Below are 26356 nucleotides of genomic sequence, written 5' to 3'. Positions count from 1 at the left end.
GGCCGCGGCATCGCCGCGGGCGCGGACGGGGGCGGTGACCGGGAGCGCGCCGCGCCGCCCCCGGCCGCCGGTCGCCCGCGTGAGAGGGGGTCTGCTGGCGGAGCAACGCGGGTCGTCCAGCAAGGCGCGTGCCGCCGGGGCCGGATGCCTCATCCCAGATCCGGGCGATCGCTTCGGGATGGCGGATTTCGGCTTCGCTCAGGCGCCGCGCGGGCTCGTGACACGCGACCCGCTTCGATCAAGGGGATCCCGGATCATCCGCTGTCCGGACGTGATCGTCCGGGCAGCGGATGACCGGTTCGGACGAGGCTGCTCAGGGCGCCGGATCGGCGCCGAGACCGGCCGGCATGAACGGGTGGCCCGCGTCGACCAGCGCGCGATCGATGCTCTCGATCGCGCCCAGCACCTTGGTGAGCGCCTCGACATTCGAGAGGTCGAGATCGTTCGTCGCGGCGATGCGCCGCGCGAGCGTCAGCCGGACCCGGGCAAGGGCCTCGCGGGCCCGGGTGAGCGCGTCGCGATCGTCCGGGGTCATCGCTCGCCCGGCGCGTCCCAGGCGATCGCTTGGCCCCGACGCTCAAGTCGAGCGCCCTCCGCTCCGCGCTGGCCCACGAACCTGTGCCCCTGGAACAGGGAAAGAGCGCCCATCATCATCACGGCGCCCATGATCAACAACAACTCCATCTTCGTCCCCGCTGAGACCGGCTCCTTCGGGAACCAGGAGACCAGTAGAATGTGCCGGACATGATTGCTGCAACCTGAGCCGTTGTGAATAAGTTGGAAACCACAAATAATCCACAGCTGATGTTGTGAATCGGCAACGCTGAGGCGGCGGCTGCGGTGCGGCGCGGGTGGAGAGGATGCTTGGCGCCGCGCGGCTTCGATGCCGCGATGACCTGGATTGCCGGCACAATACGGAGGCCGCGGGGTCCCCAGCCTCGCGCCCGACTCGGAAGACCTGACCGTGCGCCAGGGCCGATCTCGCCGCGGCGGACCGCCGTGTCGCCCGGGAGCCCGGCCGCGCGCCGCGCGCCTGCTCGACCCGTCGCGGGCGCGCCTCGGCGCCGGCTCAGCCGCGCGCGACGGCGAACAGGGCGGCTGCCACGGCGAGCAATCCGGCGAGGCCGGCGGGAATGATCAGGGCGTAGAGCTGCAGCGCGTGATAGGCCGCGGCGCCGCAGAGCGCGCCGAGCAGGAGCGCGGCCCAGACCGCCGCGTCGCCGACCCAGCCGAGGGGCGCGCCGGTGCCCGTCAGCGCCGCCGCGAGGTTCTGCCCGAGGCTGTGCAGCGCGCCCGTGACGAAGGTGGTGCCGGCGCGAAATCCCTTGACCGACCCGAGCACGGCATTCTGCGACCCCATGGCGAGCGCCATGAACAGGGAGGCCAGGCCGAGATCCGGGATCGCGAGGCCGAAGGCGAGCGCGCCCAGGATCAGGAGCGCCTCGTAGGCCAGCACCACCGGGCTGGACCATCGGGGCGCGGTGAGGATCGACAAGCCGCTGCCGAGGGTCGAGCCGGCCAGGAACATCAGCACGAGGAGGGCCGGCATTGCCACGTGGTCGATCGGGCCCTGGCCCAGGAAGACGGCGAGCTGGGTCGTGTTCCCGCTCATGAACGAGGTGTAGAGGCCGCTCAGGCGAATGAACCCGAGCGCGTCGACGTAGCCGGCGAGCCCCGTGAGCAGGAGCCCGAACGCCAGTTGCCAGGAACGCGTCATCGGCCCGAGGGGGTGAGCGCGACACGAGCTTGCCGCGGGTCGACAACTTGCCGGCGGCGCTCGCGGCTCCGCGGCAGCGTCGGACGCGCGGCGCCGCCCCGCCCTTACCGCAGGCCGTACACGGCCTCGAGGTGGACGGCGAACAGGCCGATTCCCGACGCGGCGATCAGGAGCGTGAGCCCCGCGCAGAGGTCGCGCAACCTGTTCGTCGCGCGGAATGCGTTGTCGTTGTCCGCAGGCTTCGGCGCCGCCGTCACGATCACATCACCCACCGACAGCATGACGAGTGCCTTCGCGCTCCGGGCGAATTCGGATCGGGCCGACGATAGCGGCGCGCCGTGGTGGCGTCATCCCCGCCCGGAGGGGGAGGGCGGGCCCCGTCGCTCGTCCTGCGGGCAATCCGGGCCGGAGGCTGCGATGGCCCGCACGACACCTGTCCACGACCCATGACAATCTCTAGAGCAGCACCCGATCACGTTGCAACCGGGTGCCGCTCTAGATCTTTGATCTTGCCGGATTTTCTGCGACGAACCGGCATCCACTTCGTCGGAAAATGCTCTAGGGTGCCGCTCCCTGAGGCGGGGAGCAGCGACGTGCAGACACCAGGATCCGGGGCCGCATCCTTCTTCGACGAGTACGTCAGGCGCGTCTTCCCGGCGCGCAAGGCCGCCGCCGGGGCGGACTGGGCCTGGCCGGGAGACGAATGGGCCGACGCGGCGCTGCGCGAGGCGACTTGGCGGCGGATCGTCGGGACGAGCGATGCGGCGGGGTGGCGCGAGGTGGTCGAGATCGGCCCGGGATCGGGCAAGTACACCGAGTGGGTGCTCGCCCGCTCGCCGGCCCGCGTCACCGCCTACGAGATCAGCGCGGCCTTCCTCGACGCGCTGCGTCAGCGCTGCGGCGAGGCCGCGGCGCGGGGGCGGCTCGACGCCCGCCTGATCGACTGGACCGACAACGAGGGCCTGCTGCGCGACTACGGCGGCCGGGTCGGATCCGCCGACCTCTGGCTCGCGATCGACGTCCTGATGATGATGGATTTCCAGTCGGCCCTGGTCTACCTGATCTCCGCGGCGGCGATGCTGCGCCCCGGGGGGCGGCTGGTGGCGACCTTCGCGGATGGCGGGAGCGAGAGCGGCGTCGAGCGCATGCTGCGCGACGCGGGCCGCCACTCCGCCTTCGACGATTCCCCCTGCACGCGCTTCCACTGGATCGACCGGACGCTGCTCGAACGGCTGCTGCCGCGCCTCGGGTTCGGCAGCCTCACGATCGAGCACGGGCCGGAAGGCGGGCTCGACATCGCGCGGCTCTATCTCCAGGCCGAGCTGACCGACCCGGACGCGGCCCGGGCGCTGCTCCCGCGCCTCGCCCCGGTCGGGGATTCGACCAATCGCCGCCGGGACTGATACCAACGGCTCAGGATGCTGACGCATCGAGCCGTTGCTCCATCTCGGATTTTCGATTTCAAGCCAGAGGGTTGGCGAACCAGAGGGTTGGCGAACCAGAGGGTTGGCGAACCAGAGGGTTGGCGAATCAGAGGCTTGGCGAAAATTCGAGAGCCGCACCACCGGTCATGAGAAATGACCGGTGGTATGACTCCCCCGGCCTCCTCTTCCCGCGTCGGGCGGCCGCATCCCGGCCGCCGAGCGCCCCGCCGCCGCGAGACCCCGCCATGACCCCGCCATGACCCCGCCATGACCCCGCCGACCGCCGGACAGGTCCTCGCCGGAACCGTCGTCGACGACCACGCGGTCGCGGCGGACTACCCGGACGCCCGCCGCGTCGCGATGCGCGCCCTGCAGCTCTGGCCGGACTTCCGCTGGACCACGCAGGAGCTCGTGAGCTTCACGGCGCGCGACGTTCTGGTGACGAGCGCCTTCGTGCCGATCGACACCCGGCGGAGCCGGATGTTCCTCAACCAATCCTACTCGGGCGTCGAGACGATCTTCCCGACCCGGTTTCGCGTCGAGGAGGGCCGCTACCGGCTGGAGGGAACGCCCGTCCCCTGCCCGGGGCGCCACATCGTGCTGGGCGGCCCGATCGACGGCGTGTGGTATCACTGGCTGTTCAACTGGTGCCCGCGGCTGCTGCTGCTCGGGCAGCTGCGCCCCGACCTGCTGGCGTGCGCGGACCTGCGCATCGCCGTCCATCCCCTCGCGCTGCGGGAGCCGTACCGGGCCGTGCTGGACAGTTTCGGCCTCCCGGCCGAGCGCTTCCTGGTCCTCGATCCCGGCCGGGACCACCTGCTGGAGGAGGCCTGCCTGGTCTCGTTCCTCGACCAGAACAGATTGTATCCCGAGATGATCCGGGCTTTCGCCGCCCATCTCCTCGCCGCGTGGGGGCTCGACGGGGCGGGCGATCCCGGGCCGGGGCCGGCGCGCGGGCCGCTCGCCGCGATCGTCCGCCGCTTCGCCGGCCCAAACCTCGGCGCCCGCGGGCCCGCGCCTGGAGCGGCGCCGCGCGGGCTGTTCGCGAGCCGCCAGGATCTGCCCGCGCCCAAGCGGCGCATCGCCAATTTCGAGGAGGTCGCCCCGGTCCTGGCCCGGTTCGGGCTCGACGTGGTGGCCTGCGGCGGGCTGCCGGCGCGGGAGCAGGCCCGGCTGTTCCGGAGCGCCCGGGTGGTGGTCGGCGGCCACGGCTCCGACCTGTCCAACCTGCTGTTCTGCCGGCCCGGCACGCGGGTGCTGGTCTTCGAGAGCCGCTTCAGCGTCGAGGCGTTCCTCCACCGCGGGCTCGAGCAGCTCTGCGCGCTCCTCGGCCTCGACTACGTGCTCAAAATCGTGCCGACCGACGGGGAGGCCGGGCCGGGGGCGGGAACCCAGGCGCGCATCAACCAGGATTACCGGATCGACCCCGACGACTTGGCGCGGACGCTGGCCGCGCTGACGCGGTGAGGCCGGCCGCGCGGCGGAGAGCGGACGGGCGGGTTTGTGCCTTGACCTCCGCCCGGGCAGGGGTTCTAAAGGCCGCCGGACCGCCGCGGCGGTCGCGTGGTCCTCGACGCCTTCCCGATGTCGGCCGGTGTAGCACAGCGGTAGTGCAGCGGTTTTGTAAACCGAAGGTCGGGGGTTCGATCCCCTCCGCCGGCACCACCACCCTAGTGGTTTTTGAAGCCAGCTTAGACACTTAGGTATCGCGCTGAGGCGCCCGTGGTGATACACGGGGTGTTACCGATGCCTTCGGTGCTTCTTGATACCGGTTTGCTACGAATCACAGTGCGATACGTCCGACCCCTTAAACGCGGTGGCCCGCTCTTTTATTATCGCCGCATCCCTGTGGACCTCCTGAGCCACTACCCCGGCAAGCGGTTCAGGCGAATCAGCCTCAGCACGCGAGACATGGCCGTTGCAGCCCAGAAGGCCACACAACTGGCGGCTCAGGATGATGCGTTGTGGACATCGCTGCGATCCAGGGAGGGACAAGCAGCTAAGCTGACCACGCCAGAGAACCGCCTTGCTGCCGTGGCCATCCTGAATGCCATTGGCGTTGCCCCAGGCGACCTTGCACCGGGCCGTGGCTGGGTGGATGGTCCTGATGCCGGGGACGCCTTCGACGCCTACTTTGAGCGCCGGTACGGACAAGCCTACACGGAGCTTCGCCACAACACTAACGCCCCGCGCGAATGGCTTGAGGACCAGTGGACCCCTGCTGAGCGTGAAGCTGTCAGGCTGGCCAAGGAAGACCCCGGCAAGCCCCGTGCTCTGCTGAGCGATGCTCTGGCGGCGTACCTTCAGAACCATGACAAAGGGAATCAGCCCAAGTTCGTGGCGGATACCAAGCGATCGCTGGGGCATGTATTCACGCTGGTTGGAGACTTCCCGCTTAACACGTATGAGCGGAAGCACGCTAACGCAGTACGGGACGGCTTGCTCAAGGAAGGAAACAAGACTACCACGGTTCGCAGACACCTAAACAGTATAAGGGCCGTCTTCAATTTCGGACTAAGAGAGTACAATCTGAGGAGTCACGGCAATCCATTTGAGGGCTTGAAAATACCTCGCGAGGCTGAGGATGCGGGTGGTCGCAAGCCATTCACCTCAGAGGAACTGCGGACCATCTCTGCTGCCTGTCTACAGAAGGGTGATGATATTCGCCAGATCATGGCCCTTCAGGCAGATACAGGGGCTCGCATCGCAGAGATTGTGGGCTTGCGGGTGGGCGACGTAGTGCTCGACCATGAAACTCCGCACATTAACATCAGGCCGCATCTCGCTCTCGGCAGGACCCTGAAGAACGCTAATAGCGAGCGGCTGGTGCCCTTGGTTGGCTTGGCGGTCTGGGCTGCCCGGAAGGCCGTAGAAGCCGCTCAGCAGGCTCCTGAGTCGTCAGGATGGCTGTTCCCTCGCTATGCCGCGGACAGGAACATCAAGGCTGCCAGCGCCGCTCAGACCATCAACAAGTGGCTGTCTGAGGCGCTCAAGATTGAGAAAACCACGCATTCCTTCCGGCACGCCATGAGGGACCGTCTGAGACACGCAGATGTCCCGGAGGAATTTCAGAACCTCATCGGTGGATGGGGAACGCGGTCTATTGGGCAGGGATATGGCCAGGGCTATCGCTTAGGGCAACTTCGCGAGCAATTGGAGAAGGTGGTTCTTGCGAAGGAATTGCGGTTCTCATAAATCGTGACTCCCCAACGACTTTCAGCACGCAATAAGAGGTACCCCTGTGAAGTGCCCCCACTGCGGAACCAGCATCCATGATCTCTGGTCAAGAAACGCCCTTATGTTGAACACCCATCCAAGTGGTTGGTTCGGTCGTATATGCAAATGTCCGGAGTGCAAAAATGACATCATCGAGATTGCCTTTAATAGAGAAAACCCTGCTTCTTGGCCAGCCGACTCGTCTCCTTGATTATGGTCTATCCTCGCCGCGCTAATAGGGGTCCAGTTTCAGAGCATGTGCCCGCGTCGCTAGCATCGGATTACAAAGAAGCTTCCGAGGTGTTATCGATAAGTCCGAAGGCTTCTGCTGCTCTTGCTCGCCGCTGTCTCCAGGCTGTGCTTCACAATAACGGCTATAAAGCTAGAGACCTAGCAAAAGAAATCGATCTTCTGCTAAACGAGACTGATGCCTCAAAAGCCATTCCGATCTCCTTACGGGAAACCATTGATGGCATTAGGAACTTCGGCAACTTCTCAGCACACCCGCTTACCGATGTCACCAGCCTTCAGGTTATTGACGTGGAGCCACATGAGGCAGAGTGGTGCCTCGATATACTAGATGAGCTCTTTGAGCACTTCTACGTGCGTCCTGCGCAAGCCAAAGCCCGCAAGGCGGCTCTCAACGCTAAGCTGGCCGCCGCTGGCAAGCCTCCCGCGAAGTAGCCTTGAGAGAGTCAGAACACGGCTGGAGACAAAAACCATCGATACAGGCAAGCCATGGCGGTCAGCATACAACTACTGAGCACAAGCTCAAACCGCCGCTTGCCAGTGACCATTGCCATACCAAATAAAGCAACAAAGAATGTAACGAAGGTAAATGTCCCAACGTCCAGCGCCCACCACCAATGCCCCGCCCGCTCCGATATCTCAATGATCCGATCCCAGTTAGTTTGCTGCTGAGGCTCTGGCGGCATGTGGTTTATCTCATCTATTTGCCTACCTGCGTTGGTAGCCAAACGGAAGCCCAAGGCAAGCCACTCGCCCTCGCTAGGCGGTCCTTTGTCCACAGTCACTCAGCACAGGCATCATGGATCATTGACACAGCCAGACCGCGTAGGCGCGTTCCGAGGCGAGGCCCGCTGTCCACACATAGGCTCTCCGCTGCAAGACTCGTAATAAATCGCACGCAATCTATCTTGTCTCAGACGTGTAGCTGCCTAAGGGAAATATGCCTATGCAAATGCACCCCTGCTTATGCAGAAATGCCTTCCAGTAGGTGCATAGGGTAACCCGGAGCCCCCTGGCGGCCCATAGCAGACCACGAGACGACAAAGCCCCGGGTTTACCCCATGCTGCTCCTTAGATGTCCATCTGCTCCAGAGCGGCCTCAAGCTCTATCTGCCCACGCCAAATCTCCATGAGCAAGGCAGGTAGTCCATCATTAATGAGATAAATGGCCCTCGCTAGTACCTCAGGATTGCGAGCAAGCTTCACACCTGTGTGCTTCACCACGGCTTGAGCTACCTGCTGAGCTTGTTGCTCCTGCCACTCCTCCACATCCATAGCTTCCTTATTGTTCTCCCTTCTGAGCACCCACCACCAGGGCTGCCCACGAACTATGTTGCCCTCGTGTTTGAGCGCCCTTCGCATCTTAGCGATAGTTCCCTCGCTACAGCCCGTTAGTTCCTGCTCCCTGTGCTTTGAGAACTTCTCAAGCTGAACCAACCGCCAAGCCCACTCGGTTCTGTCACTCCTTGAAGGAGACAGCTTCGGCCTCCGGTTCTCAGTCCACGACTGAACGAATGCCTCTACCAGACTTCCCTCAAAGACTCTGACCGGCACCGGCTCCGTCCAGCCAAACTGCTCATAGGCAGCAAGCCGGTGGTGGCCATCCACACAAAAGAAGTCTGGTCCAATGGCTGTAACCAGCACAGCCTCCAGTGGCCGCCCTTGGTTTCTCCTAAGCTCCTCCACAAGTACCGGAACGAAGTGGGTATCATCCAGCAGATTGCCCCGGCCGACCCGTGGCTGAAACACCTGCTCCGCCACTCGGATTTGATCCAACCTCAGAGCTTCTGGTGTCTCTTCGTTGCGAGGTTGAGTAGCTTCTATTTCGGCCAGATGCTCGTAAGTGAGTTCCGAGTCAGGCAGGCTTGTGGTCTGCTCTTGGCTATCCATGTGTCAGCCCCGACTTCCTGGATAGCCGGGCTTCCTCACACCGCGCACCAGCCCGCTAGTATGCGCTAGCTGCCTCAAGGCGGCTTGGCTGCTCTGAGCCTGCTGAGCTAGGGCGGTGGCTCCCGCGCCTCCCTGCGGTCCTCCTGGGCGTCCTGTGGCCCCTCCCAGGCGCCTAAGGGCTGTCTGACTCTCCATGAGACCCGCAAGCGCCGAAGGGCTATCGGCCAATCCTGGGCTTCGTGGTGCGTTGGCAAGCTGCTCAGCCTCAGCCTGCGCCTGGGCTCTCCGAGCTTCATCCTCAGCGTCCGCCTGGGCAAACCTCTGTTCGTTGGCTAGGCGTTGCTGCTCTTGGTCCTCATCGGCTTCCTGGTCACTGAGGCGACCCCGAGCCCACTGCTGGATGGCTGCGTGGTCCTCCGTGGTGAAGCCTTCGGTTCCCGGAGCCGGGAGCTTGGCAGGGTCCAGCATCGCTATCCGCATCGGCCCGAACGGCTGCCCTGAGCTTGCCGGGTCGAATGGCTGCCCTGGCCTCCACTGCCACTGAGCAAGCTTCGCGAGTGGGTCTATTGGCGTCTGTGTTGCCTGTGGGCCGGTCTGAGTCTCCCCCTGGGCAGTCTCTCGCCCACTGACAAGGTCGAATATTGATGGTGGTGGCATGGTTTCTCCGTGTGCGTGATCCTTGAGGCAAGCTGAAGCCGCCCCTTGTTCTCGGACCGTGTTAATCGAATGCCTGCCAGACCGCCTTGTGCAGCCGTGGTCAGCGCGAAGAAGCTATGTGATAGCAACTCGCATCAGTCAACGATCTTGTGAGGCGTGAGGACTACACATCCTCTGAGGGTTCATTAGGAATACGAGCAAAGACACGCAGTTAGAGACGCCGGGAAGACCAAAAAATCTGCATGAGTAGGACTCAGAGTAGGAGTTGTGGTGCCCTCACGCGCCGGCCGCACTCCCTACGCTCGCCACCCGTGCCAGCACGCGCGCGACCTGCACAGGACCCCAAAGGCCACCCTTGGTTGTCGGAATGCCCTTGCTGTTGAGATCGGCCGCTATCGCCCTCAGGGACGCCCCAGAGGCGTGTAGCTCCACCACGAGCGGCCCCAGGTCCTCCGCCCTCTGAGCGGCCTTCTCGACCCTCCTGGCCACGCTGGCGGCCACCCCTGCTGCTCTAATCTGCCCGATGTTCCCCCGGTCTCCCCCGAGCTTCGTCCCGCGGGCCTTAGCTGCCTGTAGCGCGGCCTTGGTCCTCGTGGAAATCATCTGGCGTTCGGCCTGAGCCACTACGGCCATGATGTGGATGGTGAGTTCGTTGGCATCGGGCATGTCAGCGGCCACGAACCGGAGACCCATCCGCTTCAGGTTGCTCTCAAGGGTCAGCAGGAAGGCGGCGTCTCGTGAGAGCCTATCGAGCTTCGCTATCACCAGCGTGGCGTTGTGGAGCCGGCACAGCCTCAGGGCCTCAGCGAGCTTGGGGCGATCATTGCGCCCTCCCGACTCCACCTCCACCACCTCGGCCACTAACGCCCCCTGGCCCGCGCTGAGGAACGCTGACACGGCCTCCCGCTGTGCCTCCAAGCCAAGTCCAGAGCGCCCCTGGCGTTCGGTGGACACCCGCAGATACGACACAAACCGCCCCTGAGCCATCGCTCTCCCCTGGTGTAACGCTGAGCCCTACGCTCGTTGCTATCGGTGTAACAGGCAGCGACTCAGCACAGCAAGGGATATATCCGGGTTGAAGCAACTATCTTTCATGAATATAGCCGATCTAAGCGTTCCCACCCATTGCCACCCCGGGCTATTCGTGCCATTTATATCGCTCACCCGATCACACTGGCATGATCATCTATGACCGTACTCTTCTGCATTATCTTCATTGCGCTGCTCATCAAGGGCAAAGGCGCGCTACGGAACCCGCTCCACATCTTAGGGGCGGCCTATGTGTCCCTGTGTGTCACGATGATAGCCTCCATCGCCTTACAGATTGTTGGGCTGTAGGAGGGCCGTGGCTGGGCATAGGGCGAATGTCTACCCTATGTCCCCGAATGTCTGCCCGTGTCCATGTGAATGACCCAGGCTGCCCTTAGCTCACTCACAGCCACTATTAGCCCTTGTGAGTGGACGCTGGCTCACCTCAGCGGGGTTGGTGGTCCATCAGAGAGCTTAGGAGTCCCAGGCTCAGAGCTTTTCAGATTGAGACCCCCACCACCCCATCTTCAAATTTTCGGTAAAGCCTCAAGTTGTTGTTGGGCCTTGCGGTGTGTTGTGGTCCTGCGGGGCCGGCTCACGGTCAACAACGGGTCCCATCGAGCTTGGGTGTCCGAAGCATCTAGGCAGTCATTTTGGCGAAACACGGGGCGCAGAAGGTTCATGCGAGACTCCGCGGCATGGAAGGCTGTGGGAGGCCAGTAGGAGCAGCCAGAAATAAAGCACTATAGGGGTTATTTCACATCATGCCACTTTCCATGGATTGGTAGTTGTCATCCTATGCAAGCATTTCAACAAGAAATAAGCTAGACAGCGTACGTTGATGGTGCCATAGAACCCGGGTTGCACAACGATGCGACTGAATGGGGCTCGAATGGCAGAATGACTGGCTTACTTGATCTGGTGGTCTACTCACTGCGGCCTAGCGCCCTTGGCGAGACACCATCGGTGTGCCTACAGGCGCTCACTCAACTCGGCCGTGACTGGCTTTTCACCCTTTGCATTGGCGTTCGGGCCGGTGAAGCTGTGATCCTGACAACCCTGGAGGACATAGAGGATGCCCTGAACGGCATACCTGAATCGCTCCATACAATGACCCTGGCCTAAAGCCAGAGACTTGAGGCTCCCCTAGCGGGCCTCTTTTCTGATCCGTATCCAAGCAGGTTACCATGGAATCGGAGGTGGTATGAACGAAGACACGCCCGCGGACTTCACGCAGGATGGCGACTATCTTCGGGGCCTCATGCGAGCCTTGTGGATACTAGACACCTTCCGAGGGATGAACCCCAGGATGTCTATCACCTACGCCATGGGATTCCTGATGGTGGCCAATCGGCCCGGCCTTGGTCCCACAGACTATGCCCCAATGCTCGGGACCACTCAGCCCATCATGTCCCGGATGCTGCTAGACCTAGGGCCGAAGACACGGGACAAGCCTGAGGGTTTGGGCCTATTGGAACGTCGTGTCAGCCCCGAGAGCTTGAGGCAGGTTTGTTATACACTGACCGCGAAGGGCGAAGAATTAGCAACGAAGATCGCCAGGATAGCATTAGGTCCCTCAGGCTACCCCGGCTAGCGCCAAAAGGAGTTAGCGTCAAAGTCTAGCTTTGCGGCCTTGAGTTCACCCACCAGTCGCGCCTTCCATCCGTCTGAAGGGTCCATTTCAGTGTAGATGACGCCAAACAAGTCCGATGGTATCTCGATACGACCCTTCTTCAGCAGGCAAACTCGTCCACGACCCAGCCTGCCAGCGAAGTAGCCCAGCTCGAAGATGACGTTCTGCCTAGCGCGCGTGTCCTGTTCTTCCGTGGTCTTGGCGCCCCCCATATCGTCCGGAGTCAGCAACACCACAGCATATCCAACATCGGTGGCAGATTGCTCGAACTTTTCGATGATGGTTCGGCCTTGGTCGGGCTGCTCCTTCAACACAATGGCTTCAAGGCCAAGCTTCTCGATGAATCGCGCCAATCCTTGAAGGGCCGCATCGTCATGACCGTGAACAATGAACACCTTGTTAGATGCAGCTTGAACAAGTCGTGGCTGCACATCGCCCCTGCTCAACACATATGCTTTGTAATCGCGAGCAAATGGAATCAGCACTTGCCCGACAAGGGAATGCAGACCCGCAATAAGCTTGTTCCCGGAATAGAAGAAGTTATGGGCAAAATTCAACGCATGACCGGGTTCGGCCGCCAGCTTCTCAATTAAAATTAGCGTCAATCCGAGAGTCTGCTTTTGGTCCTCCGGCCAAACCAAGTTGCCGCTACCGACCATGCCGCCAATAGTGGCCTCGCTTGCGGCGATGAAGCCCTCATAATCCACACCTGAAGTCAACTCACGGTTTATGTCCTGAAGATCGGGGCTTTGCAGGAGTCGTGCAAGAGTCTTCAGAGGACGCTCAAAACCCTGAAGGTGCGCACCTTGTAGGTCTAGGACAGCGTTGTTGATTTGAGTGAAAACGTCAGTTTTGCTGCTCATCTTCGCTATCACCCTTGAGGCGCGCGGCTGCCGCTCGTTCAATGATGGCTTCCCGGAACCGCTCCTTAGAAGCCTCAATCATCGGAGCTACCAAAGGGTTGCTGACATAGTCGCCCAGCTTCCCATCAATTAGAGCGTGCGCATGTTGAATGGCTGCCTCAATGCTTGCCGGGTCGTTGGGGTCGAAGCGCACTGTGCCAAGTTCGCCGTCCAGGTCTGCAAACGCCCGCTGCGCCTGCTCCAAGGTACGGGACATTTCATCAAGACCGGTGATCTTGAGCATAGTAGCCTCCACGCTCCCCGAGCGCATCATTGCATGGAGGGAACGAAATGAGAACCTTATGGTGTGCGGGCACCGCGCTATCCACAGCCGTCAGAGGTGATACGCGGGGTGATACCAGCCCTTGCACCAAGCGCATCGTTTCCAATAAGATCAAATGGTTAGCGCGCCTAGTTCGGTGCCTAAGTGCCCTCCGCCGGCACCAATCCACCCCCTGGCCCGCAGGATGGTCCGAGCCGCCGTCAGCGCGGCGGTCCGGTGTCGGGCCCGCACCGCGCGCATGCCGCCCGGGCGCCATGCGGTTCTCGATCGAGCGGTTCAGCCTCGCCATCCGGCAAGGCCGACATCGGCTGGCTGACTCGATGACCGGCCCGAACGGTGCCGCGCGAGGTCCGGATCAGCGAGACAGCGCCGGGCCGGCGGCACCCAGCGCCTGGACGGCGGGAAGGAAGCGCCGCCGCAGGGCGATCATCCGCGCGGCCTCGTCGCCGAGGCCCTGGTGCGCGCCGGGTCCTCCCGCTCGCCGCCGCACGGCCTGAGTGATGCTCACGATCCCGGGTTTCACGACCTGGCCTGCGCGCCTCGGCCGACGTGACTCGGCCGAAATGACTCGGCCTGCATGGCGGCGAGTGTGCCGGGTGACCGCCCCTCCGCGGCGGCGCCCCGTCCCGGCGGCCCCGTCATCCACACGCGACGCGCGCCATGCTTGACGGACTCGGCGCTCGCCCGCGGATGCCTTAACCCTATGGCCCGGCCGGGATCGGCCGGCCGGTCAGAGTCCGGCCGAGCGCCAGAACAGGGCCGTGATCGATGCCAGGATCATGAACCACGCCCCGAGCAGCAGGGGCACCGACCGGCGGCGCGCCGCGCGCCGGTTGTCGTTGCCGGGCCGCGGCGGCCGCCCGCGCAGCACGCCGTAGCCGTAGGTCGTCGCGACCGGGTCGCGACGCGGTGGGACGGACTTGCGCAGGCTCGACATGAAGACAGTTTACCACGGAGGGCGTCGAACGGGAGCCCTTCTTGCCAGCGTCTTTCGGCGATTTCACGGCGGCGCCGGCCGCTGCGGCGTCATGCCCAGTGGGTGAGCCAGCTGCGCAGCCGGCCGGCGGCGGGCCGGTCGCGGCGCCCGGCGAGGTGCTGGTCGATCCAGTGCGGGCTCAGGATCTCGCCGTCCTCGGTGACGATCCAGGGCAGCGCGTCGGGGTCGCCCGCGCAGTCGGCGGCCGCGAGGAGCGCCTGTTCCAGGGTCGGGTAGATCCGCGCCTCCCCGGGCGGCGCGGCACGGTTCGCGTGCCAGATCATCAGCTCGGCCGGACGATCCATCTGCGACATCGGCAGCGCTCCATCTTCCGAAGGTCGCGCCGATGATGCGCCGTGGCGGCTCTGGCCATGATGACCGCCGCATTGCCATCCCGTAATGCGGCGGGGCCGGTCCGCGCGCCGCCGGATCACTCACCGCCGGATCACTCGCCGCCGGATCACTCGCCCCCCAGCGCCTCCCGATGCGGGCGCAGTTCCGGCGCGCCGAGGGCGGGGGCGGCCTCCGGGACCGGGTCGGACCGGCTCTCGGCGCGGCTCGAATCGACGAAGACCCGCGCCTCGCCCTCGCTGATGCCGAGGCTGCGCAGGGCGTAGAGGGTCATGCCGAAACCGAGCTCGCGCTCGGGCATCAGGACGAGCCCGACCCCCTCCGCCTCCAGGTGCCGGCGCTCGGCGTCGCTGTGGGTGCGCACCAGCGTGTCGATGCCGGGATTCGCCTCCCGGGCGATGGCGATGAGGTGGCGGGCCTGATGCGCGTCGGGGCTCGCCACGACGAGGAGCCGGGCGCGCCCGATCCCGGCGGCCTCCAGGATGCCGGGCGCCGCCGCGTCGCCGAACACCGTCTCGCGCCCGGCCTTGCGCAATTCCTCGACCCGGCGGCGATCGCGCTCGACCACCACGTAGGGCAGGTCCCAGGCGTCGAGGGCGCGGCCGATGCTGCTGCCGACCCGTCCGAACCCGACCACGACCGCGTGGCCCGCCCGCCGCCCGCGCGCACCGCTCACCTGCGGCAGCGGCCCGGCGCCGCGCCGCTCGAAGCGGGCAGCGAGGCCGGGCCGGGTGTCGAGGAGCGCCACCAAGCGCCCGATCCCGGCGAAGAACAGCGGATTGAGGGTGATGGACAGCAGCGCGCCGGCCAGGATCAGGTCGCGCCCCTCGAGCGGCAGCAGCTTCAGCCCGATGCCGAGCCCCACCAGGATGAAGGAGAACTCGCCGATCTGCGCGAGGCTCGCCGCGATGGTGAGCGCGGTGGCGAGCGGGTGGCGGAAGGCCAGCACGATCGCGACCGCGGCGATGGACTTGCCGATCAGGATGATGGCGAGCACGGCGAGCACCGCGAGGGGCTGCGCCAGCAGGATGCCGGGATCGAACAGCATCCCGACCGAGACGAAGAACAGGACCGCGAAGGCGTCCTGGAGCGGCAGCGAATTCGCGGCGGCCTGGTGGCTCAGGTCGGATTCGGCGAGCACCATCCCGGCGAAGAAGGCGCCGAGCGCGAAGGAGACGCCGAACAGCTCCGCCGAGCCGAAGGCGATGCCGAGGGCGAGGGCCAGCACGGCGAGGGTGAAGAGTTCCCGCGACCCGGTCCGGGCCGCCTGGTCGAGGAGCCAGGGCACGAGGCGCCGCCCGCCGACGAGCATCAGCCCGGCGAAGGCCGCGACCTTGGCCAGGGTCAGGCCGAGGGTCAGCCAGAGCGGCCCGCCGGCCGCGTGCGCGGCGCCCGCCCCCTCGCCGCCGAGGGGACCCGCCAGCGCCGGGAGCAGCACCAGGGCGAGGACCATCGCCAGATCCTCGACGATGAGCCAGCCCACCGCGATCCGGCCCTTGTCGCTGTCGAGCAGGCCGCGCTCCTCCAGCGCCCGCAGCAGCACCACGGTGGAGGCGACCGAGAGCGCGAGCCCGAAGACGATCCCGGCGCCCGCGCTCCAGCCGAAGCCGAGGGCCAGGGCGAGGCCCATCAGCGTGGCGACGGCGATCTGCACCACGGCCCCGGGCAGCGCGATGGCGCGCACGGCCATCAGGTCGCCGATCGAGAAGTGCAGCCCGACCCCGAACATCAGCAGGATCACGCCGATCTCGGCGAGCTGGCCGGCCAGTTCCCCGTTTCCGACGAAGCCCGGCGTGTGCGGGCCGATGGCGATGCCGGCGATCAGGTAGCCGACGAGCGGCGGCAGGCGCAGGCGCTGCGCCAGCATGCCCCCGGCGAAGGCGAAGACGAGGCCGAGGGCGATGATGGCGATCAGCTCGGTGGCGTGCGGCACGGTGCGTCGGCCTCCTCAACTCGTGGTGTCGGGGCCAGGATAGCAGCTTCGGGCCCGCCTTGTGCGGATCCTGCCGCGGATCAGCGCGGGGGCAGGGACGCGCCGGAGCGGATCGGGTCCTCGGCCTCGGGGGCCGGTCCGGGCGTCGCCGCCGCGCCGTGGCGCGGCCAGCGCAGGGACAGCCGGCCCGGACGCGCCGCCACGACGATCACGATCGCGCCGACCAGGCCGGAGGTCATCACGAGGATCTCGATCGGGATCATGCGTGGGCCTTGCTGGGGGGCGGGCGGAGCCGGGCGGGCCGCGGCGCGGGCCGCTCCCTCGCCGCGGGTGCTCGCCCCCGGCCTCGCCGCTCTATCGCGGCGGCGCCGCGGCGGCCTATGTGACATCCGGCCATGTGACATCCCGCCATGTGATGGCGAGGCAGGCGACGGCGAGGCAGGCGACGGCGAGGCAGGCGACGCCCCGCCCCCGCCGGGGTCGTCGGCCCTCCCGCGCCGCGGCGCGCGGGTTGCGGCGCGGGCGGTCGCGTCGTACTTCCGCGCACGGCCGCACCGGAGGAGACCTGCATGATGAAGCCCTTGAGCCGGGGCCTTGCCGCCCTCGGCCTCTTCGTCCCCACGGCGGTCCTCGCCGCGCCGAAAGATCCGAGCGGCGTCTGGCTGACCGAGGACGGCCGGGCCCGGATCCGGGTCGAGAAGTGCCTCACCCGCAGCGACCGGGTCTGCGGCTACGTGGTCTGGTTGAAGACCCCGCTCAACGACCAGGGCCAGCCGCGCATCGACTTCAAGAACACCGATCCGAAGAAGCGCAACCGCCCCTCCCTCGGGCACCAGCTGATCATGGGCCTCAAGCCCAATGCCGACGACCATTACGAGGGTCAGATCTACAATTCGGAGGACGGAAAGAACTACGACGTCGCGATCTGGGTGGACGATCCGTCCGAGCTGACCGTGCGCGGCTGCCTGCTCGGCTTCCTGTGCGGCTCGCAGACCTGGAAGAAGACCGCCGACGTTGCGCCCGGCCAGCTCACCGGCCCGACCAACGGCGCGGGCGGCCCGCGCGCCGACGCGGAGTGGACGCCCAAGCCGCCGGCCCCGAAGCCGTCCGCGGCCGCGCCCGCCGGGACGCCCTCGGCCGCTCGGCCGGAGCCCTCGGCCAAGCCCTGACGACCCGGCCCCGGGGGCGCTCCCGCCACCCATCCACACCCCATTGCGGCCCGGGTGCGGCCGGCCCGCCTCTCTCATTGGTTGTATCGCCCGAGCGGCCGGCGCGGCCGGCCGGGCCGCCGCCGACCGGCCGCGCGGCGGCCGCCGCGGGCCGTTCCGCGCCCGACCCAAACGCTTGTCGGCGCGGAGGTTTGCGGCGCCGGTCCGCCCTCCGCACCGCCCTCCGGGCGCCGCTCGCCCCGGGGAAGATCCGCCGCAGGTCAGCTTTCGCCGAGAGGTCGTCGGTTCGTCGCTTCGTAACAACTTTAGTTTGGCTGAACCGAAATGATGAGCCCGCACCGCGGTAATCGGAAGGTCGGGTAAGCACAGAGCGGATCCAGATAACGATTGACGGTCGCAGCTTTTTCCCGCACCTGAAAAGGAGTTTCTCGGCGGGGCATTCCTCATGACCAGCGACCCATCGGCGGACCAGGCGGGCCTGGTCAATCTCGCGGCCGATATCGTGTCGGCGTATGTGGCGAACAATTCGGTGCCGCTGGGAGATCTCGGCGGGCTGATCGTGTCGGTGCACAAGTCCCTGGCGACGATCGTGTCGCCGCCGCCGCCGGAGCCGGCCAAGCCGGTGCCGCCGATCCCGATCAGGAAGACGGTGACGCCGGACGCGATCATCTCGCTGGAGGACGGCAAGCCCTACAAGTCGCTGAAGCGGCACCTGTCCGGGCGCGGGCTCACCCCCGAGCAGTACCGGGAGAAGTGGGGCCTGCCGCCGGACTACCCGATGGTGGCGGCGACCTACGCGGCCCAGCGCTCCGAACTCGCCAAGAGCCTCGGCCTCGGCCAGCTGCGCCGCGAGCGCGCGGCGCGCAAGCCCGAGCCGGCCCAGCCGCCCCGCAAGCGCGGGCGCCCGCGCAAGGCGACCTGAGCCGGGGCGGAGCGGGGCGTCTCGGCGTCGCGCGCACCGGCCCGGGGGGGACGACGGTCTTGCCCGATGCGCGTCTTGCCCGATGCGCGTCGGGGTCAGCCCTCGCGCGGGCGGGAGCCCGGATCCGCGGCGAGGGGGGCCGTGCGCGTCGCGCGCCCGCCGGCCGGGCCCTTCGCGCGCCGGTCGGCCGGGCCCTTCGCGCGCCGGTCGGCCGGGCCCTTGGCGTGGGCGACCTCGATGTTGCGGTAGAACTGCCTCGCGCTCTCGGCCCAGGTGTAGCGCAGGGCCTCGGCCCGGCAGCGCTCGCGCGGGATCTGCAGGGCGCCGAGGGCCGCCTGCCGGAGGTCGCGGTCGAGGACGCCGACGCGGGTCTCGCCCACCACGTCGAGGGGGCCAGTCACCGGGTAGGCGGCGATCGGCAGGCCGCTCGCCAGGGCTTCCAGCAACACGATCCCGAACGTGTCGGTGAGGCTCGGGAACACGAAGGCGTCCGCCGCCGCGTAGGCCCGGGCCAGCGCCTCGCCGGTGAGCGTGCCGAGGAACCGCGCGCCCGGGTGCTCCGCCTGGAGCCGGGCCCGGTCCGGCCCGTCGCCCACCAGCACCTTGGTGCCGGGCAGGTCGAGGGACAGGAAGGCCGCGACGTTCTTCTCGACCGCGAGTCGGCCGACGAACAGGAAGAGCGGCCGGGGCAGCCCGCGCAGGGCCTCGGGCTCCGGCGCGGCGCGGGGGCGGAACAGCTCGGTGTCGACGCCCCGGGTCCACCGCATCAGGTTGCGGAAGCCGCGATCCGCGAGGTCGCGCTCCAGGGACGGCGTGCTCACCATCGTGCCGCTCGCCGCGTTGTGGAAGCGGCGCAGCCACGCGTAGCTCAGCGCGGGCGGGACCGGCAGGCGCGCCGCGAGGTATTCCGGAAAGCGCGTGTGGTAGCTCGTGGTGAACGGCCTGCGCTCGGAGAGGCAGAGGCGGCGCACGGCGAGCCCGATCGGCCCCTCGGTGGCGATGTGCACGTGGGTGGGGCCGAAGGCGCGCCAATGGGGCGCGATGCTCCGGGACGTCACCAGCGAGAGGCGGATCTCGCGGTAGCCGGGCAGCGGGACCGACCGGAACAGCAGCGGCGTGACGAAGCTCGGCGAGACGCCGAGGCCGGGCCCGGCCTTGGCCATCTGCTCCAGGGAGCGCACGACGCCGTTGACCTGCGGATGCCACGCATCCGTCGCGATGAGCAGCCTCACGCCAAGGCCCGCGCGTTGGACGAGGTCCGCTCGGCGGCTTGCCGGGGGACCGACAGGGGCTCGACCGCCGCGACCGGCTCGGGCCGGGGCAGGACCCGCCGCGCGCCGCTCGCCTCGGCCCGCATCTCGGCGAAGCGGATCACCTCCATGCGGCCGTCGTAATGCTCGACGATCGCCGTGCAGGATTCGACCCAGTCGCCGGTATTGAGGTAGCGCAGGCCCTCGATCTCGCGGTTGGCCGCGTGGTGGATGTGGCCGCAGATCACCCCGTCGGCGCCCGCGCGCCTGGCCTCCGCCGCCAGCAGCTCCTCGAAGCGGCCGATGAAGTTGACGGCGTTCTTCACCTTGAGCTTGGCCCAGGCCGAGAGAGACCAGTAGGTCAGGCCGAGGCGCCGGCGCGCCCAGTTCAGGTGCGTGTTGACGAACAGGGCCGCCGTGTAGGCGCCGTCCCCGAGCAGGGCGAGCCACTTGGCGTGCCGGACGACGAGGTCGAACTGGTCGCCGTGGATGACGAGGTAGCGCTTGCCGTCGGCACCCTCGTGCAGGATCTGGTCGTGGACCTCGATGCCGCCGAAATGCAGGTCGAGGAAGTCGCGCAGGAACTCGTCGTGATTGCCCGGCACGTAGATCAGCCGGGAGCCCTTGCGCACCTTGCGCAGGAGCTTCTGCACGACGTCGTTGTGGGCCTGCGGCCAGTACCAGCCGGATTTCAGCTTCCAGCCGTCGACGATGTCGCCGACCAGATAGATCTCGTCGGCGTCGACCTCCCGCAGGAAATCGAGCAAGAGTTCCGCTTGACAGCCCTTCGTGCCGAGATGGATATCGGACAGGAAGAGCGAGCGGACACGCAGCGCATCGGCGTCGTCGGCCACATCCGTCTCCTTGCGGTCGATGGCCGCCATGCCAAACCGCATTCCCGTATCACTTTGATGACGAAGCTCCCCCCGGAGCGGAATTGGGCGGTCTCGACCGCGCGAAAACCAGGTTCAGGCCATTCTTGCGGTTCGATTAAGGTCCACATGCGCGGGCTGCAGGTCTGAGCACCGCCGCGGCCGCTGGCTCGGCCATTCGAAAAGTGGTGTGGAGAATTTCCTCTCGTCCTGCGTGCGACCCTCCCATGGCAGCCCCCGTCGTCCTCCCCGAGCGCCCGCTGCGCGGGGATGCCGCGCGCCCCGCCTCGTCCGGCCGGCCCTATCTCGGGATCGGCCTCAAGGTGCTGTCGGCGCTCGCCTTCACGCTGATGTCGGCGGGGGTGAAGGGCCTCTCGGACCGGCACTTCCCGACCGGCGAGATCGTGTTCTTCCGCTCGGCCTTCGCGATCCTGCCGCTCGTGATCTGGCTGCGCTGGCAGGGGAGCGTGGTCGAGGCGGTGCGCACCCGCAACCTGCGCGGCCACGTCCTGCGCAGCCTGATCGGCGCCTGCGGGATGTTCGCGGGCTTCGCCGGCCTGTCCTTCCTGCCGCTCTCCGATTCGATCGCGATCGGCTACGCCTCGCCGCTCCTGGTGGTGGTGCTGGCGGCCCTGGTGCTGCGCGAGCGGGTCCAGGGCTATCGCTGGGCGGCGGTGCTGGTGGGCTTCCTCGGCGTGCTGATCATGCTGGCGCCGCACCTCGAATTCGGGGCCGGCGGGGCCGCGGGCTCGATCGGGGCCCTGTTCGCCTGCCTGGCGGCGGTCTGCGCCGCGGCGGCGACGATCCAGGTCCGGCGCCTGACCATGACCGAGCGCACGGGCGCGATCGTCCTCTACTTCTTCCTGTTCACCTCGCTGCTCGGCCTCTCGACGCTGGTCCTCGGCTGGAGCCTGCCGAGCCTGCCCGAATTCGGCCTCTTCGTCCTCGTCGGCGTGCTGGGCGGCATCGGCCAGATCCTGCTCACCGAGAGCTACCGCCACGGCGACGCCTCGCTGGTGGCGCCCTTCGAGTACACCACCATGCTGTGGTCGCTGCTGATCGGCTGGTTCGTGTTCGGGCAATTGCCGCAGCCGGCGGTGGCGCTCGGCGGCAGCATCGTGGCGGCGGCCGGCGTCTACACGGTGTGGCGCGAGCGCAGGGTCGCGCTGGAGCGCGCCCGCGAGGCGGCCGGCGGCGCCCGCGCGGCCTGAGGCCGGGCGCGAAGTCGCGCGCAGGTTGACGCCCGGCGCGGCCGACGCTTACTCGGGGCGGGGCCGGAGCGGCCGGCCGGGAGGAAGGCGATGCGCCCCGTGGGCATGGATGGCACCGTTCCGGTCGACCTGCGGCTCTACGGCATCCTCGACGTCGGGGTGAGCGGCGGCGATCCCGCGCTGCTCGCGCGCATGGCCGGCGCGGCCGCGGCGGGCGGCTGCACCCTGCTCCAGTACCGCGAGAAGGCGATCCCGAACGCCCGCGAGAGCCTCGCCCGCCTGCGGGCGATCCGGGCGGCCCTGTCGGGCAGCGGCGTGCCGCTCCTCGTCAACGACCGAGTCGACCTCGCGCTGGCGGCCGGGGCCGAGGGCGTGCATCTCGGCCAGGAGGACCTGCACCCGGCCGAGGCCCGCCGGCTGCTCGGGCCCGGGGCGATCATCGGCCTCACCGTCAAGACCGGCACCCAGGCGGACGAACTCTACCGCCTGCCGGTGGACTACGCCTGCATCGGCGGCGTCTTCGCGACCGCGAGCAAGCGCAACCCGGACCCGCCGGTGGGGCTGGAAGGCCTCGCGCGCATCGCCTTCCGGGCCCGGCTCGCCCGGGGCGGCCTGCCGATCGGGGCGATCGCCGGGATCGATTCCGGCAACGCCGCCTCGGTGATCGGCGCGGGGGCGGACGGCATCGCGCTGATCTCGGCCCTGTTCGGCGCTCCCGACGAGGTCGAGGCGCGGGCGCGCGCGCTGCGCCAGCTGGTCGATCGGGCGCTCGCGGCGCGGGGGGCGGCGTGACCCCGATCGCCGTCACCGTCGCGGGCTCGGATTCCGGCGGCGGGGCCGGGATCCAGGCGGATCTCAAGACCTTCTCGGCGCTCGGCGTCTACGGGGCCAGCGTCGTCACGGCCCTGACCGCCCAGAACACCCTCGGGGTCCAGGCGGTCCATGAGGTGCCGGGCGACTTCGTGGCGCGCCAGATCGCCAGCGTCTTCGGTGACCTCGCGGTGGGCGCGGTGAAGATCGGCATGCTGGCGCGGGAGCCGGTGATCGCCGCGGTGGCCGAGGGGCTGGCGGCGCACGCGGCCGGCATCCCGGTGGTGCTCGACCCCGTGATGGTGGCGACGAGCGGCGACCGCCTCCTCGCCGCGGACGCGGTCGCCTCCCTGCGCGATCGCCTGATCCCGCGGGCGAGCGTGCTGACGCCGAACCTGCCCGAGGCGGCCATCCTCCTCGGCGAGCCGCTGGCCGCCGACGAGGCCGCGATGCTGGCGCAGGGGCGCCGCCTCCTCGCCCTCGGCCCGGGCGCGGTGCTGATGAAGGGCGGCCACGGCGCGGGCGAGGAGAGCACCGACCTCCTGGTCGGGCCGGGGGAGGACGTCCTGCGCCTGACCGGCCCGCGGCTGGCGACGCGGCACACGCACGGGACCGGCTGCACGCTCTCGGCCGCGCTCGCGGCCGGCCTCGCGCGCGGGCTGCCCCTGCCGGACGCCGCGCGGGCGGCGAAGGCCTACCTCGCGGCCGCGCTCGCGGCGGCCGAGCGGCTCGCCGTCGGCCGGGGCCACGGGCCGGTCCACCACTTCCACGCCCTCTGGTAGGGATCCCCGAAAACCTCGGCGCCGGCCCCCTTGGCCCCTTGCCCTTGCGCCGCGATTGCGTTTGATGGAGCGTACGGTCGTTCGGAATGCGGAACGACGGCGGGCGTGAGCGGGCGATGGGCGTCGAGCGGGGACGAGAGCGGGCCAAGGACCTGATGACGGGCGCCCAGGTCCTTTCGGGGCAGCTCGGCAAGACGATCCAGCGCCTGCGCAAGGCCTACAATCTGTCGCTGTCCGAACTCGCCGAACAGTCGGGCGTCGCGAAGTCGATCATCAGCCAGATCGAGCGCAACGAGACCAACCCGACCCTGGCCACGATCTGGCGCCTCAGCCAGGCGCTCGACGTCTCGATCGAGCGGGTGCTGGCGACGGGGGACGAGGAACCGTTCATCGAGAAGTCGTCCCGGGCCGACACGCCGATCCTGGTCTCGGAGGACGGCAAGGTGCGGCTCGCCATCACCGGCTGGATCAAGACGGTGGAATGGCTGCAATGGTACGACCTCACCGCGGAGCCGGGCGGGGAGCTCGATTCGGACGCCCACCAGCGCGGCTCGGTCGAGTGCCTCTCGGTGCTGGAGGGCGAGTTCGAGGTCGACGTGGCGGGGAGCCTGCAGCGGGCCAAGGCCGGAGAGACGCTGCGCTACCGCTGCGACCGGCCGCACACGGTGCGCTGCGTCGGCGACCGGCCCGGGCGGGCCACGATGGTGGTGATCATGAAGGCCGCCGTGATGGAGTAGGGGCGGGCGCCCCGCGAGGACGGCCTCGCCCGCGCGGGCGGGCGCGCGGTCATCCGGGGCGCGGCGGCCTTCCGGCCCGGTCCGGCGGGCGCGACCTCCCGCGCGGGTGCAAGCGGAGGCCCGCGACATCTGCAACCTGCCGCTGCGCCCCTGGCCCGCCGCCGAGATGTCGGGCGCGCAACGGTACGGCAGTCGCGCAACTTGGATTTTGACATCTTCGCCCACATCTTCCTCGTCGTGGACAGTCAATCCGGCGGGGATGCCGCCCCGGTTTAGTAATGGAATCTTCACGGCCCCCTCGCAAACCTGATCGGGGAGGGGGTTCAACGGATGATGAGAGCGATCAGGCGCTTTCTCGCTGACCGGACGGGGGCGGTTGCGCTGATCATCGGTCTCAGCCTGCCGCTGCTCGTGGCCGGGAGCGGCGCCGCGGTCGAGTACGCCCGCATCCACAAGCGGCGGGCGGAGCTGCAGAAGGCGGTCGACGTCGCGGCCCTCGGCGCGGCCGGCGAGCTCAGCGTGGCGGGCTCCGACGTCTCCGTCGAGGCGATGGCCAGGCGCCTCGCCTTCGACTCCGCCCGCGCCACGGATCCGGGCATCACGCGCGTCAGCGCCGCGGTGGTCGGCCGCGGCACCTCGGTCACGGTGGCGATCAACGAGACGGTGCAGAGCCTGTTCGGACGGCTCCTGACCCTGCCCTCGATGGAGATCGGCGCGAGCGCCACGGCCGAATCGTCGGGCTCGACCCGGGTCTGCCTCCTGACCCTCGACGAGGCCCGCCCGGACGCGATGCACCTGCACAAGAACGCCAACGTCGTGGCGACGAGCTGCGGCCTGTTCGGCGCCTCGGCGGACCGGGCCGGCATCCACATCGAGGACGGGGCCTTCGTGGACGCCGCGCTGATCTGCTCGGTCGGGGGCATCGCCCTCGGCCGCGCCACGATCCGCGGGGTCACCCAGAGCGGCTGCCCGCCGCGCACCGACCCCCTGGCGAGCCGCGCCGGCCCCGCGATCCCGCCCTGCTACTCCACCACCCAGACCCTCATCGACGGCACCAGGACCCCGACGGCCCTGCTGATGCCCGGCGTCTATTGCGGGGGCCTCAAGATCACCAACGGCGCCGTGGTGACCTTCGCGGCCGGCATCTACGTGATCAACGACGGTCCGCTGGTCGTCGACAAGAACGGCGTGATCACCGGGCAGAACGTCGGCTTCTACTTCACGGGCGACGCGGGCGGGGTGCTGTTCGACGTCAAGAGCAGCATCGACCTGACGGCGCCGAAGGACGGCCCGATGGCCGGGCTGCTGTTCTTCGAGAACCGCTCGGTCAGCGCGCCGGTCGCCGTCCAGTCCGACACCAAGCTGCCGCCGCCGCCGCCGCCGCCGGGCTCGCCCCCGATGCGCCAGTACCGCATCATCAGCAACAACGCCCGCAACCTGCTCGGCACGATCTACTTGCCGGCCGGTCGGCTCATCGTCGACGCGAACAATCCGGTGGCCGACCGCTCGGCCTACACGATCATCGTGGCGCGGCAGGTCGAGTTCTTCGACGGGCCGAGCCTCTATCTCAACTCGAATTACGGGTCGAGCGACATCCCGGTCCCGGACGGCGTCGGCAATACCCTGAAGCGCACCGTCAAGCTCGTGCAGTGATCCGACATCCGACGGATTGCGTCGCCATGCGGGTCGGGCTCGCTCAGGCGCCGCGCGGGTCTTCGCGGCGCGGGCGCGGGATGCGGCCGATCAGCCGCCGGCCCCGACCCAGCGCACCACGTCCGCGAGCACGAGGGAGAGGGCGCGGTCGAGGCCGTTCGCGGAGGCGCCCGGGCTCAGGTCCGCCACCGGGACCCGCGCCGCGAAGACCCGCGCGGCGACCACGCTCCCGGTCGCCTCCGACACCAGCTTGGCCGACAGGTCCACCACCGCCTCCCGGCTCCCGGCCGCGATGTCGAAGGCGCGGATCTCGGTCACCAGCAGGGTGTCGGCGGCGATCTTGTCTCCCGGCCGGCTCACCGCGCGCAGGCTCCTGGCGTTCTCCAGGCTCTGGATCAGCCGGGCCTGGATCAGGCGCGGCAGCCGGTCCACCCATTGCCCGCCGCCCAGGAAGGAGAGCGAGCCGCCCGGCTCGCGCACGATGATGCGGTCCGCCTCGAAGGGCTGCAGGCCGACCGGCTCCGCCACGATCAGGCTCCGGCGGGCGCTGCCCGCGCGGGCCGCGCCCGGCAGGGCCGTGAGATCGAAGGTCGTGGGCACCGTACCCCCGCAGCCGCCGAGCACCAGCGCCAGGGCGAGGGCGCTCGCGGTCGGGACGTGCGGGATCCGGAGGAACACAGGCGGCATGAG

Annotated in this window: 26 protein-coding genes and 1 tRNA gene; 12 read left to right on the top strand and 15 right to left on the bottom strand. The window is 68.0% G+C overall.

Translation table 11 applies throughout. The features are described 5' to 3' along the window. Positions 1 to 313 precede the first annotated feature (313 nt). The 3 genes from M446_RS23880 to M446_RS38300 all read right to left on the bottom strand — a co-directional run bounded on the left by M446_RS23880 (position 314) and on the right by M446_RS38300 (position 1998). A complete protein-coding gene (locus M446_RS23880) occupies positions 314 to 535 on the bottom strand; it encodes a hypothetical protein (protein ID WP_012334680.1) in 222 nt (73 codons plus the stop codon). A 534-nt stretch (positions 536 to 1069) separates the two neighbouring features. After that, complete coding sequence (locus tag M446_RS23875) at positions 1070 to 1717, bottom strand: YoaK family protein (protein ID WP_012334678.1); 648 nt, start codon at positions 1715 to 1717, stop codon at positions 1070 to 1072. Positions 1718 to 1821: 104 nt separating this feature from the next. Further along, complete coding sequence (locus M446_RS38300; RefSeq protein WP_012334677.1) at positions 1822 to 1998, bottom strand: hypothetical protein; 177 nt, start codon at positions 1996 to 1998, stop codon at positions 1822 to 1824. A gap of 312 nt (positions 1999 to 2310) precedes the next feature. On the opposite strand from M446_RS38300, the gene M446_RS23870 reads away from it, so the two are divergent. From M446_RS23870 to M446_RS35795, 5 genes are all read left to right on the top strand, one after another. Continuing rightward, on the top strand, positions 2311 to 3120 hold the full coding sequence (locus tag M446_RS23870) for a class I SAM-dependent methyltransferase (protein WP_012334676.1): 810 nt from the start codon (positions 2311 to 2313) through the stop codon (positions 3118 to 3120). Between the two features lie 288 nt (positions 3121 to 3408). Beyond that, complete coding sequence (locus M446_RS23865) at positions 3409 to 4608, top strand: glycosyltransferase family 61 protein (protein ID WP_012334675.1); 1200 nt, start codon at positions 3409 to 3411, stop codon at positions 4606 to 4608. A 123-nt stretch (positions 4609 to 4731) separates the two neighbouring features. Beyond that, positions 4732 to 4806 (top strand) — tRNA-Thr (locus M446_RS23860). An 81-nt stretch (positions 4807 to 4887) separates the two neighbouring features. Beyond that, positions 4888 to 6336: a tyrosine-type recombinase/integrase gene (locus M446_RS23855; protein ID WP_150108722.1), complete on the top strand. Its 1449-nt coding sequence runs from the start codon at positions 4888 to 4890 to the stop codon at positions 6334 to 6336. Between the two features lie 207 nt (positions 6337 to 6543). Further along, the gene (locus tag M446_RS35795) at positions 6544 to 7041 is read left to right on the top strand and encodes a DUF4145 domain-containing protein (protein ID WP_210161164.1); all 498 of its coding nucleotides are present in this window, start codon (positions 6544 to 6546) and stop codon (positions 7039 to 7041) included. A gap of 11 nt (positions 7042 to 7052) precedes the next feature. Here the strand turns inward: M446_RS35795 and M446_RS37525 are convergent, their stop codons facing one another. The 9 genes from M446_RS37525 to M446_RS23800 all read right to left on the bottom strand — a co-directional run bounded on the left by M446_RS37525 (position 7053) and on the right by M446_RS23800 (position 16523). Further along, on the bottom strand, positions 7053 to 7292 hold the full coding sequence (locus tag M446_RS37525; protein WP_150108721.1) for a hypothetical protein: 240 nt from the start codon (positions 7290 to 7292) through the stop codon (positions 7053 to 7055). Positions 7293 to 7677: 385 nt separating this feature from the next. Then, positions 7678 to 8496 carry a hypothetical protein gene (locus tag M446_RS37520; protein ID WP_012334673.1) on the bottom strand — a complete coding sequence of 273 codons (819 nt, stop codon included), beginning with the start codon at positions 8494 to 8496 and terminating at the stop codon, positions 7678 to 7680. 933 nt (positions 8497 to 9429) lie between these two features. Beyond that, complete coding sequence (locus M446_RS23840; RefSeq protein ID WP_012334672.1) at positions 9430 to 10140, bottom strand: recombinase family protein; 711 nt, start codon at positions 10138 to 10140, stop codon at positions 9430 to 9432. A gap of 1632 nt (positions 10141 to 11772) precedes the next feature. Then, entirely contained in the window at positions 11773 to 12678 is a 906-nt protein-coding gene (locus M446_RS23830) for a TIR domain-containing protein (protein ID WP_012334668.1), read from the bottom strand. Next, positions 12662 to 12961 (bottom strand): hypothetical protein, encoded by a 300-nt coding sequence (locus tag M446_RS23825; protein WP_012334667.1) that lies wholly within the window; start codon positions 12959 to 12961, stop codon positions 12662 to 12664. The genes M446_RS23830 and M446_RS23825 overlap by 17 nt, the downstream gene beginning before the upstream one ends. A 769-nt stretch (positions 12962 to 13730) precedes the next feature. Continuing rightward, positions 13731 to 13937, bottom strand: coding sequence for a hypothetical protein (locus tag M446_RS23815; protein WP_012334665.1), 207 nt, complete (start codon positions 13935 to 13937; stop codon positions 13731 to 13733). Between the two features lie 89 nt (positions 13938 to 14026). Continuing rightward, on the bottom strand, positions 14027 to 14290 hold the full coding sequence (locus tag M446_RS23810; RefSeq protein ID WP_012334664.1) for a hypothetical protein: 264 nt from the start codon (positions 14288 to 14290) through the stop codon (positions 14027 to 14029). Between the two features lie 146 nt (positions 14291 to 14436). Beyond that, positions 14437 to 16260 carry a YbaL family putative K(+) efflux transporter gene (gene ybaL, locus M446_RS23805; RefSeq protein WP_012334663.1) on the bottom strand — a complete coding sequence of 608 codons (1824 nt, stop codon included), beginning with the start codon at positions 16258 to 16260 and terminating at the stop codon, positions 14437 to 14439. Positions 16261 to 16340: 80 nt separating this feature from the next. After that, on the bottom strand, positions 16341 to 16523 hold the full coding sequence (locus tag M446_RS23800; protein WP_012334662.1) for a hypothetical protein: 183 nt from the start codon (positions 16521 to 16523) through the stop codon (positions 16341 to 16343). A gap of 306 nt (positions 16524 to 16829) precedes the next feature. Here M446_RS23800 and M446_RS23795 point away from each other — a divergent pair, with 306 nt between their 5' ends. Next, positions 16830 to 17429 carry a DUF2147 domain-containing protein gene (locus M446_RS23795; protein WP_012334661.1) on the top strand — a complete coding sequence of 200 codons (600 nt, stop codon included), beginning with the start codon at positions 16830 to 16832 and terminating at the stop codon, positions 17427 to 17429. A 445-nt stretch (positions 17430 to 17874) separates the two neighbouring features. After that, positions 17875 to 18351, top strand: a complete 477-nt coding sequence (locus tag M446_RS23790; protein ID WP_012334660.1) for a MucR family transcriptional regulator — start codon at positions 17875 to 17877, stop codon at positions 18349 to 18351. Between the two features lie 95 nt (positions 18352 to 18446). Here M446_RS23790 and M446_RS23785 read toward each other — a convergent pair whose 3' ends face one another. Together M446_RS23785 and M446_RS23780 are read right to left on the bottom strand one after the other, a co-directional pair. Next, a complete protein-coding gene (locus M446_RS23785; RefSeq protein WP_012334659.1) occupies positions 18447 to 19583 on the bottom strand; it encodes a glycosyltransferase family 4 protein in 1137 nt (378 codons plus the stop codon). After that, positions 19580 to 20485 carry a UDP-2,3-diacylglucosamine diphosphatase gene (locus M446_RS23780; RefSeq protein WP_012334658.1) on the bottom strand — a complete coding sequence of 302 codons (906 nt, stop codon included), beginning with the start codon at positions 20483 to 20485 and terminating at the stop codon, positions 19580 to 19582. The genes M446_RS23785 and M446_RS23780 overlap by 4 nt, the downstream gene beginning before the upstream one ends. 215 nt (positions 20486 to 20700) lie before the next feature. Between M446_RS23780 and M446_RS23775 the strand changes: the two genes are divergently transcribed. The 5 genes from M446_RS23775 to M446_RS23755 all read left to right on the top strand — a co-directional run bounded on the left by M446_RS23775 (position 20701) and on the right by M446_RS23755 (position 25666). Beyond that, a complete protein-coding gene (locus tag M446_RS23775; RefSeq protein ID WP_012334657.1) occupies positions 20701 to 21684 on the top strand; it encodes a DMT family transporter in 984 nt (327 codons plus the stop codon). Positions 21685 to 21774: 90 nt separating this feature from the next. Then, positions 21775 to 22476, top strand: a complete 702-nt coding sequence (gene thiE, locus M446_RS23770; protein ID WP_012334656.1) for a thiamine phosphate synthase — start codon at positions 21775 to 21777, stop codon at positions 22474 to 22476. Continuing rightward, the gene (thiD, locus tag M446_RS23765; RefSeq protein WP_012334655.1) at positions 22473 to 23276 is read left to right on the top strand and encodes a bifunctional hydroxymethylpyrimidine kinase/phosphomethylpyrimidine kinase; all 804 of its coding nucleotides are present in this window, start codon (positions 22473 to 22475) and stop codon (positions 23274 to 23276) included. The genes thiE and thiD overlap by 4 nt, the downstream gene beginning before the upstream one ends. 116 nt (positions 23277 to 23392) lie before the next feature. Beyond that, positions 23393 to 24013 carry a helix-turn-helix domain-containing protein gene (locus M446_RS23760; RefSeq protein WP_012334654.1) on the top strand — a complete coding sequence of 207 codons (621 nt, stop codon included), beginning with the start codon at positions 23393 to 23395 and terminating at the stop codon, positions 24011 to 24013. 330 nt (positions 24014 to 24343) lie between these two features. Next, positions 24344 to 25666 (top strand): pilus assembly protein TadG-related protein, encoded by a 1323-nt coding sequence (locus M446_RS23755; RefSeq protein WP_012334653.1) that lies wholly within the window; start codon positions 24344 to 24346, stop codon positions 25664 to 25666. Positions 25667 to 25756: 90 nt separating this feature from the next. Here M446_RS23755 and M446_RS23750 read toward each other — a convergent pair whose 3' ends face one another. Further along, a complete protein-coding gene (locus tag M446_RS23750; protein ID WP_012334652.1) occupies positions 25757 to 26353 on the bottom strand; it encodes an ABC-type transport auxiliary lipoprotein family protein in 597 nt (198 codons plus the stop codon). Between the last annotated feature and the right edge of the window lie 3 nt (positions 26354 to 26356).

It is taken from the genome of Methylobacterium sp. 4-46 (genome assembly GCF_000019365.1).
Taxonomy (GTDB): Bacteria; Pseudomonadota; Alphaproteobacteria; order Rhizobiales; family Beijerinckiaceae; genus Methylobacterium.
The sequence above is the reverse complement of the archived record's forward strand: the minus strand, read 5'-3'. Positions and strand labels throughout refer to the sequence as shown.

Excerpts from the sequence above, each read along its gene's own strand:
- M446_RS23880 (WP_012334680.1), bottom strand. The coding sequence starts at position 535 with ATGACCCCGGACGATCGCGACGCGCTCACCCGGGCCCGCGAGGCCCTT.
- M446_RS23875 (WP_012334678.1), bottom strand. The coding sequence starts at position 1,717 with ATGACGCGTTCCTGGCAACTGGCGTTCGGGCTCCTGCTCACGGGGCTC.
- M446_RS38300 (WP_012334677.1), bottom strand. The coding sequence starts at position 1,998 with ATGCTGTCGGTGGGTGATGTGATCGTGACGGCGGCGCCGAAGCCTGCG.
- M446_RS23865 (WP_012334675.1), top strand. The coding sequence starts at position 3,409 with ATGACCCCGCCGACCGCCGGACAGGTCCTCGCCGGAACCGTCGTCGAC.
- M446_RS23855 (WP_150108722.1), top strand. The coding sequence starts at position 4,888 with ATGCCTTCGGTGCTTCTTGATACCGGTTTGCTACGAATCACAGTGCGA.
- M446_RS37525 (WP_150108721.1), bottom strand. The coding sequence starts at position 7,292 with ATGCCGCCAGAGCCTCAGCAGCAAACTAACTGGGATCGGATCATTGAG.
- M446_RS37520 (WP_012334673.1), bottom strand. The coding sequence starts at position 8,496 with ATGGATAGCCAAGAGCAGACCACAAGCCTGCCTGACTCGGAACTCACT.
- M446_RS23840 (WP_012334672.1), bottom strand. The coding sequence starts at position 10,140 with ATGGCTCAGGGGCGGTTTGTGTCGTATCTGCGGGTGTCCACCGAACGC.
- M446_RS23830 (WP_012334668.1), bottom strand. The coding sequence starts at position 12,678 with ATGAGCAGCAAAACTGACGTTTTCACTCAAATCAACAACGCTGTCCTA.
- M446_RS23825 (WP_012334667.1), bottom strand. The coding sequence starts at position 12,961 with ATGCTCAAGATCACCGGTCTTGATGAAATGTCCCGTACCTTGGAGCAG.
- M446_RS23815 (WP_012334665.1), bottom strand. The coding sequence starts at position 13,937 with ATGTCGAGCCTGCGCAAGTCCGTCCCACCGCGTCGCGACCCGGTCGCG.
- M446_RS23810 (WP_012334664.1), bottom strand. The coding sequence starts at position 14,290 with ATGTCGCAGATGGATCGTCCGGCCGAGCTGATGATCTGGCACGCGAAC.
- M446_RS23800 (WP_012334662.1), bottom strand. The coding sequence starts at position 16,523 with ATGATCCCGATCGAGATCCTCGTGATGACCTCCGGCCTGGTCGGCGCG.
- M446_RS23795 (WP_012334661.1), top strand. The coding sequence starts at position 16,830 with ATGATGAAGCCCTTGAGCCGGGGCCTTGCCGCCCTCGGCCTCTTCGTC.
- M446_RS23790 (WP_012334660.1), top strand. The coding sequence starts at position 17,875 with ATGACCAGCGACCCATCGGCGGACCAGGCGGGCCTGGTCAATCTCGCG.
- M446_RS23780 (WP_012334658.1), bottom strand. The coding sequence starts at position 20,485 with ATGGCGGCCATCGACCGCAAGGAGACGGATGTGGCCGACGACGCCGAT.
- M446_RS23775 (WP_012334657.1), top strand. The coding sequence starts at position 20,701 with ATGGCAGCCCCCGTCGTCCTCCCCGAGCGCCCGCTGCGCGGGGATGCC.
- thiE (WP_012334656.1), top strand. The coding sequence starts at position 21,775 with ATGCGCCCCGTGGGCATGGATGGCACCGTTCCGGTCGACCTGCGGCTC.
- M446_RS23760 (WP_012334654.1), top strand. The coding sequence starts at position 23,393 with ATGGGCGTCGAGCGGGGACGAGAGCGGGCCAAGGACCTGATGACGGGC.
- M446_RS23755 (WP_012334653.1), top strand. The coding sequence starts at position 24,344 with ATGATGAGAGCGATCAGGCGCTTTCTCGCTGACCGGACGGGGGCGGTT.
- M446_RS23750 (WP_012334652.1), bottom strand. The coding sequence starts at position 26,353 with ATGCCGCCTGTGTTCCTCCGGATCCCGCACGTCCCGACCGCGAGCGCC.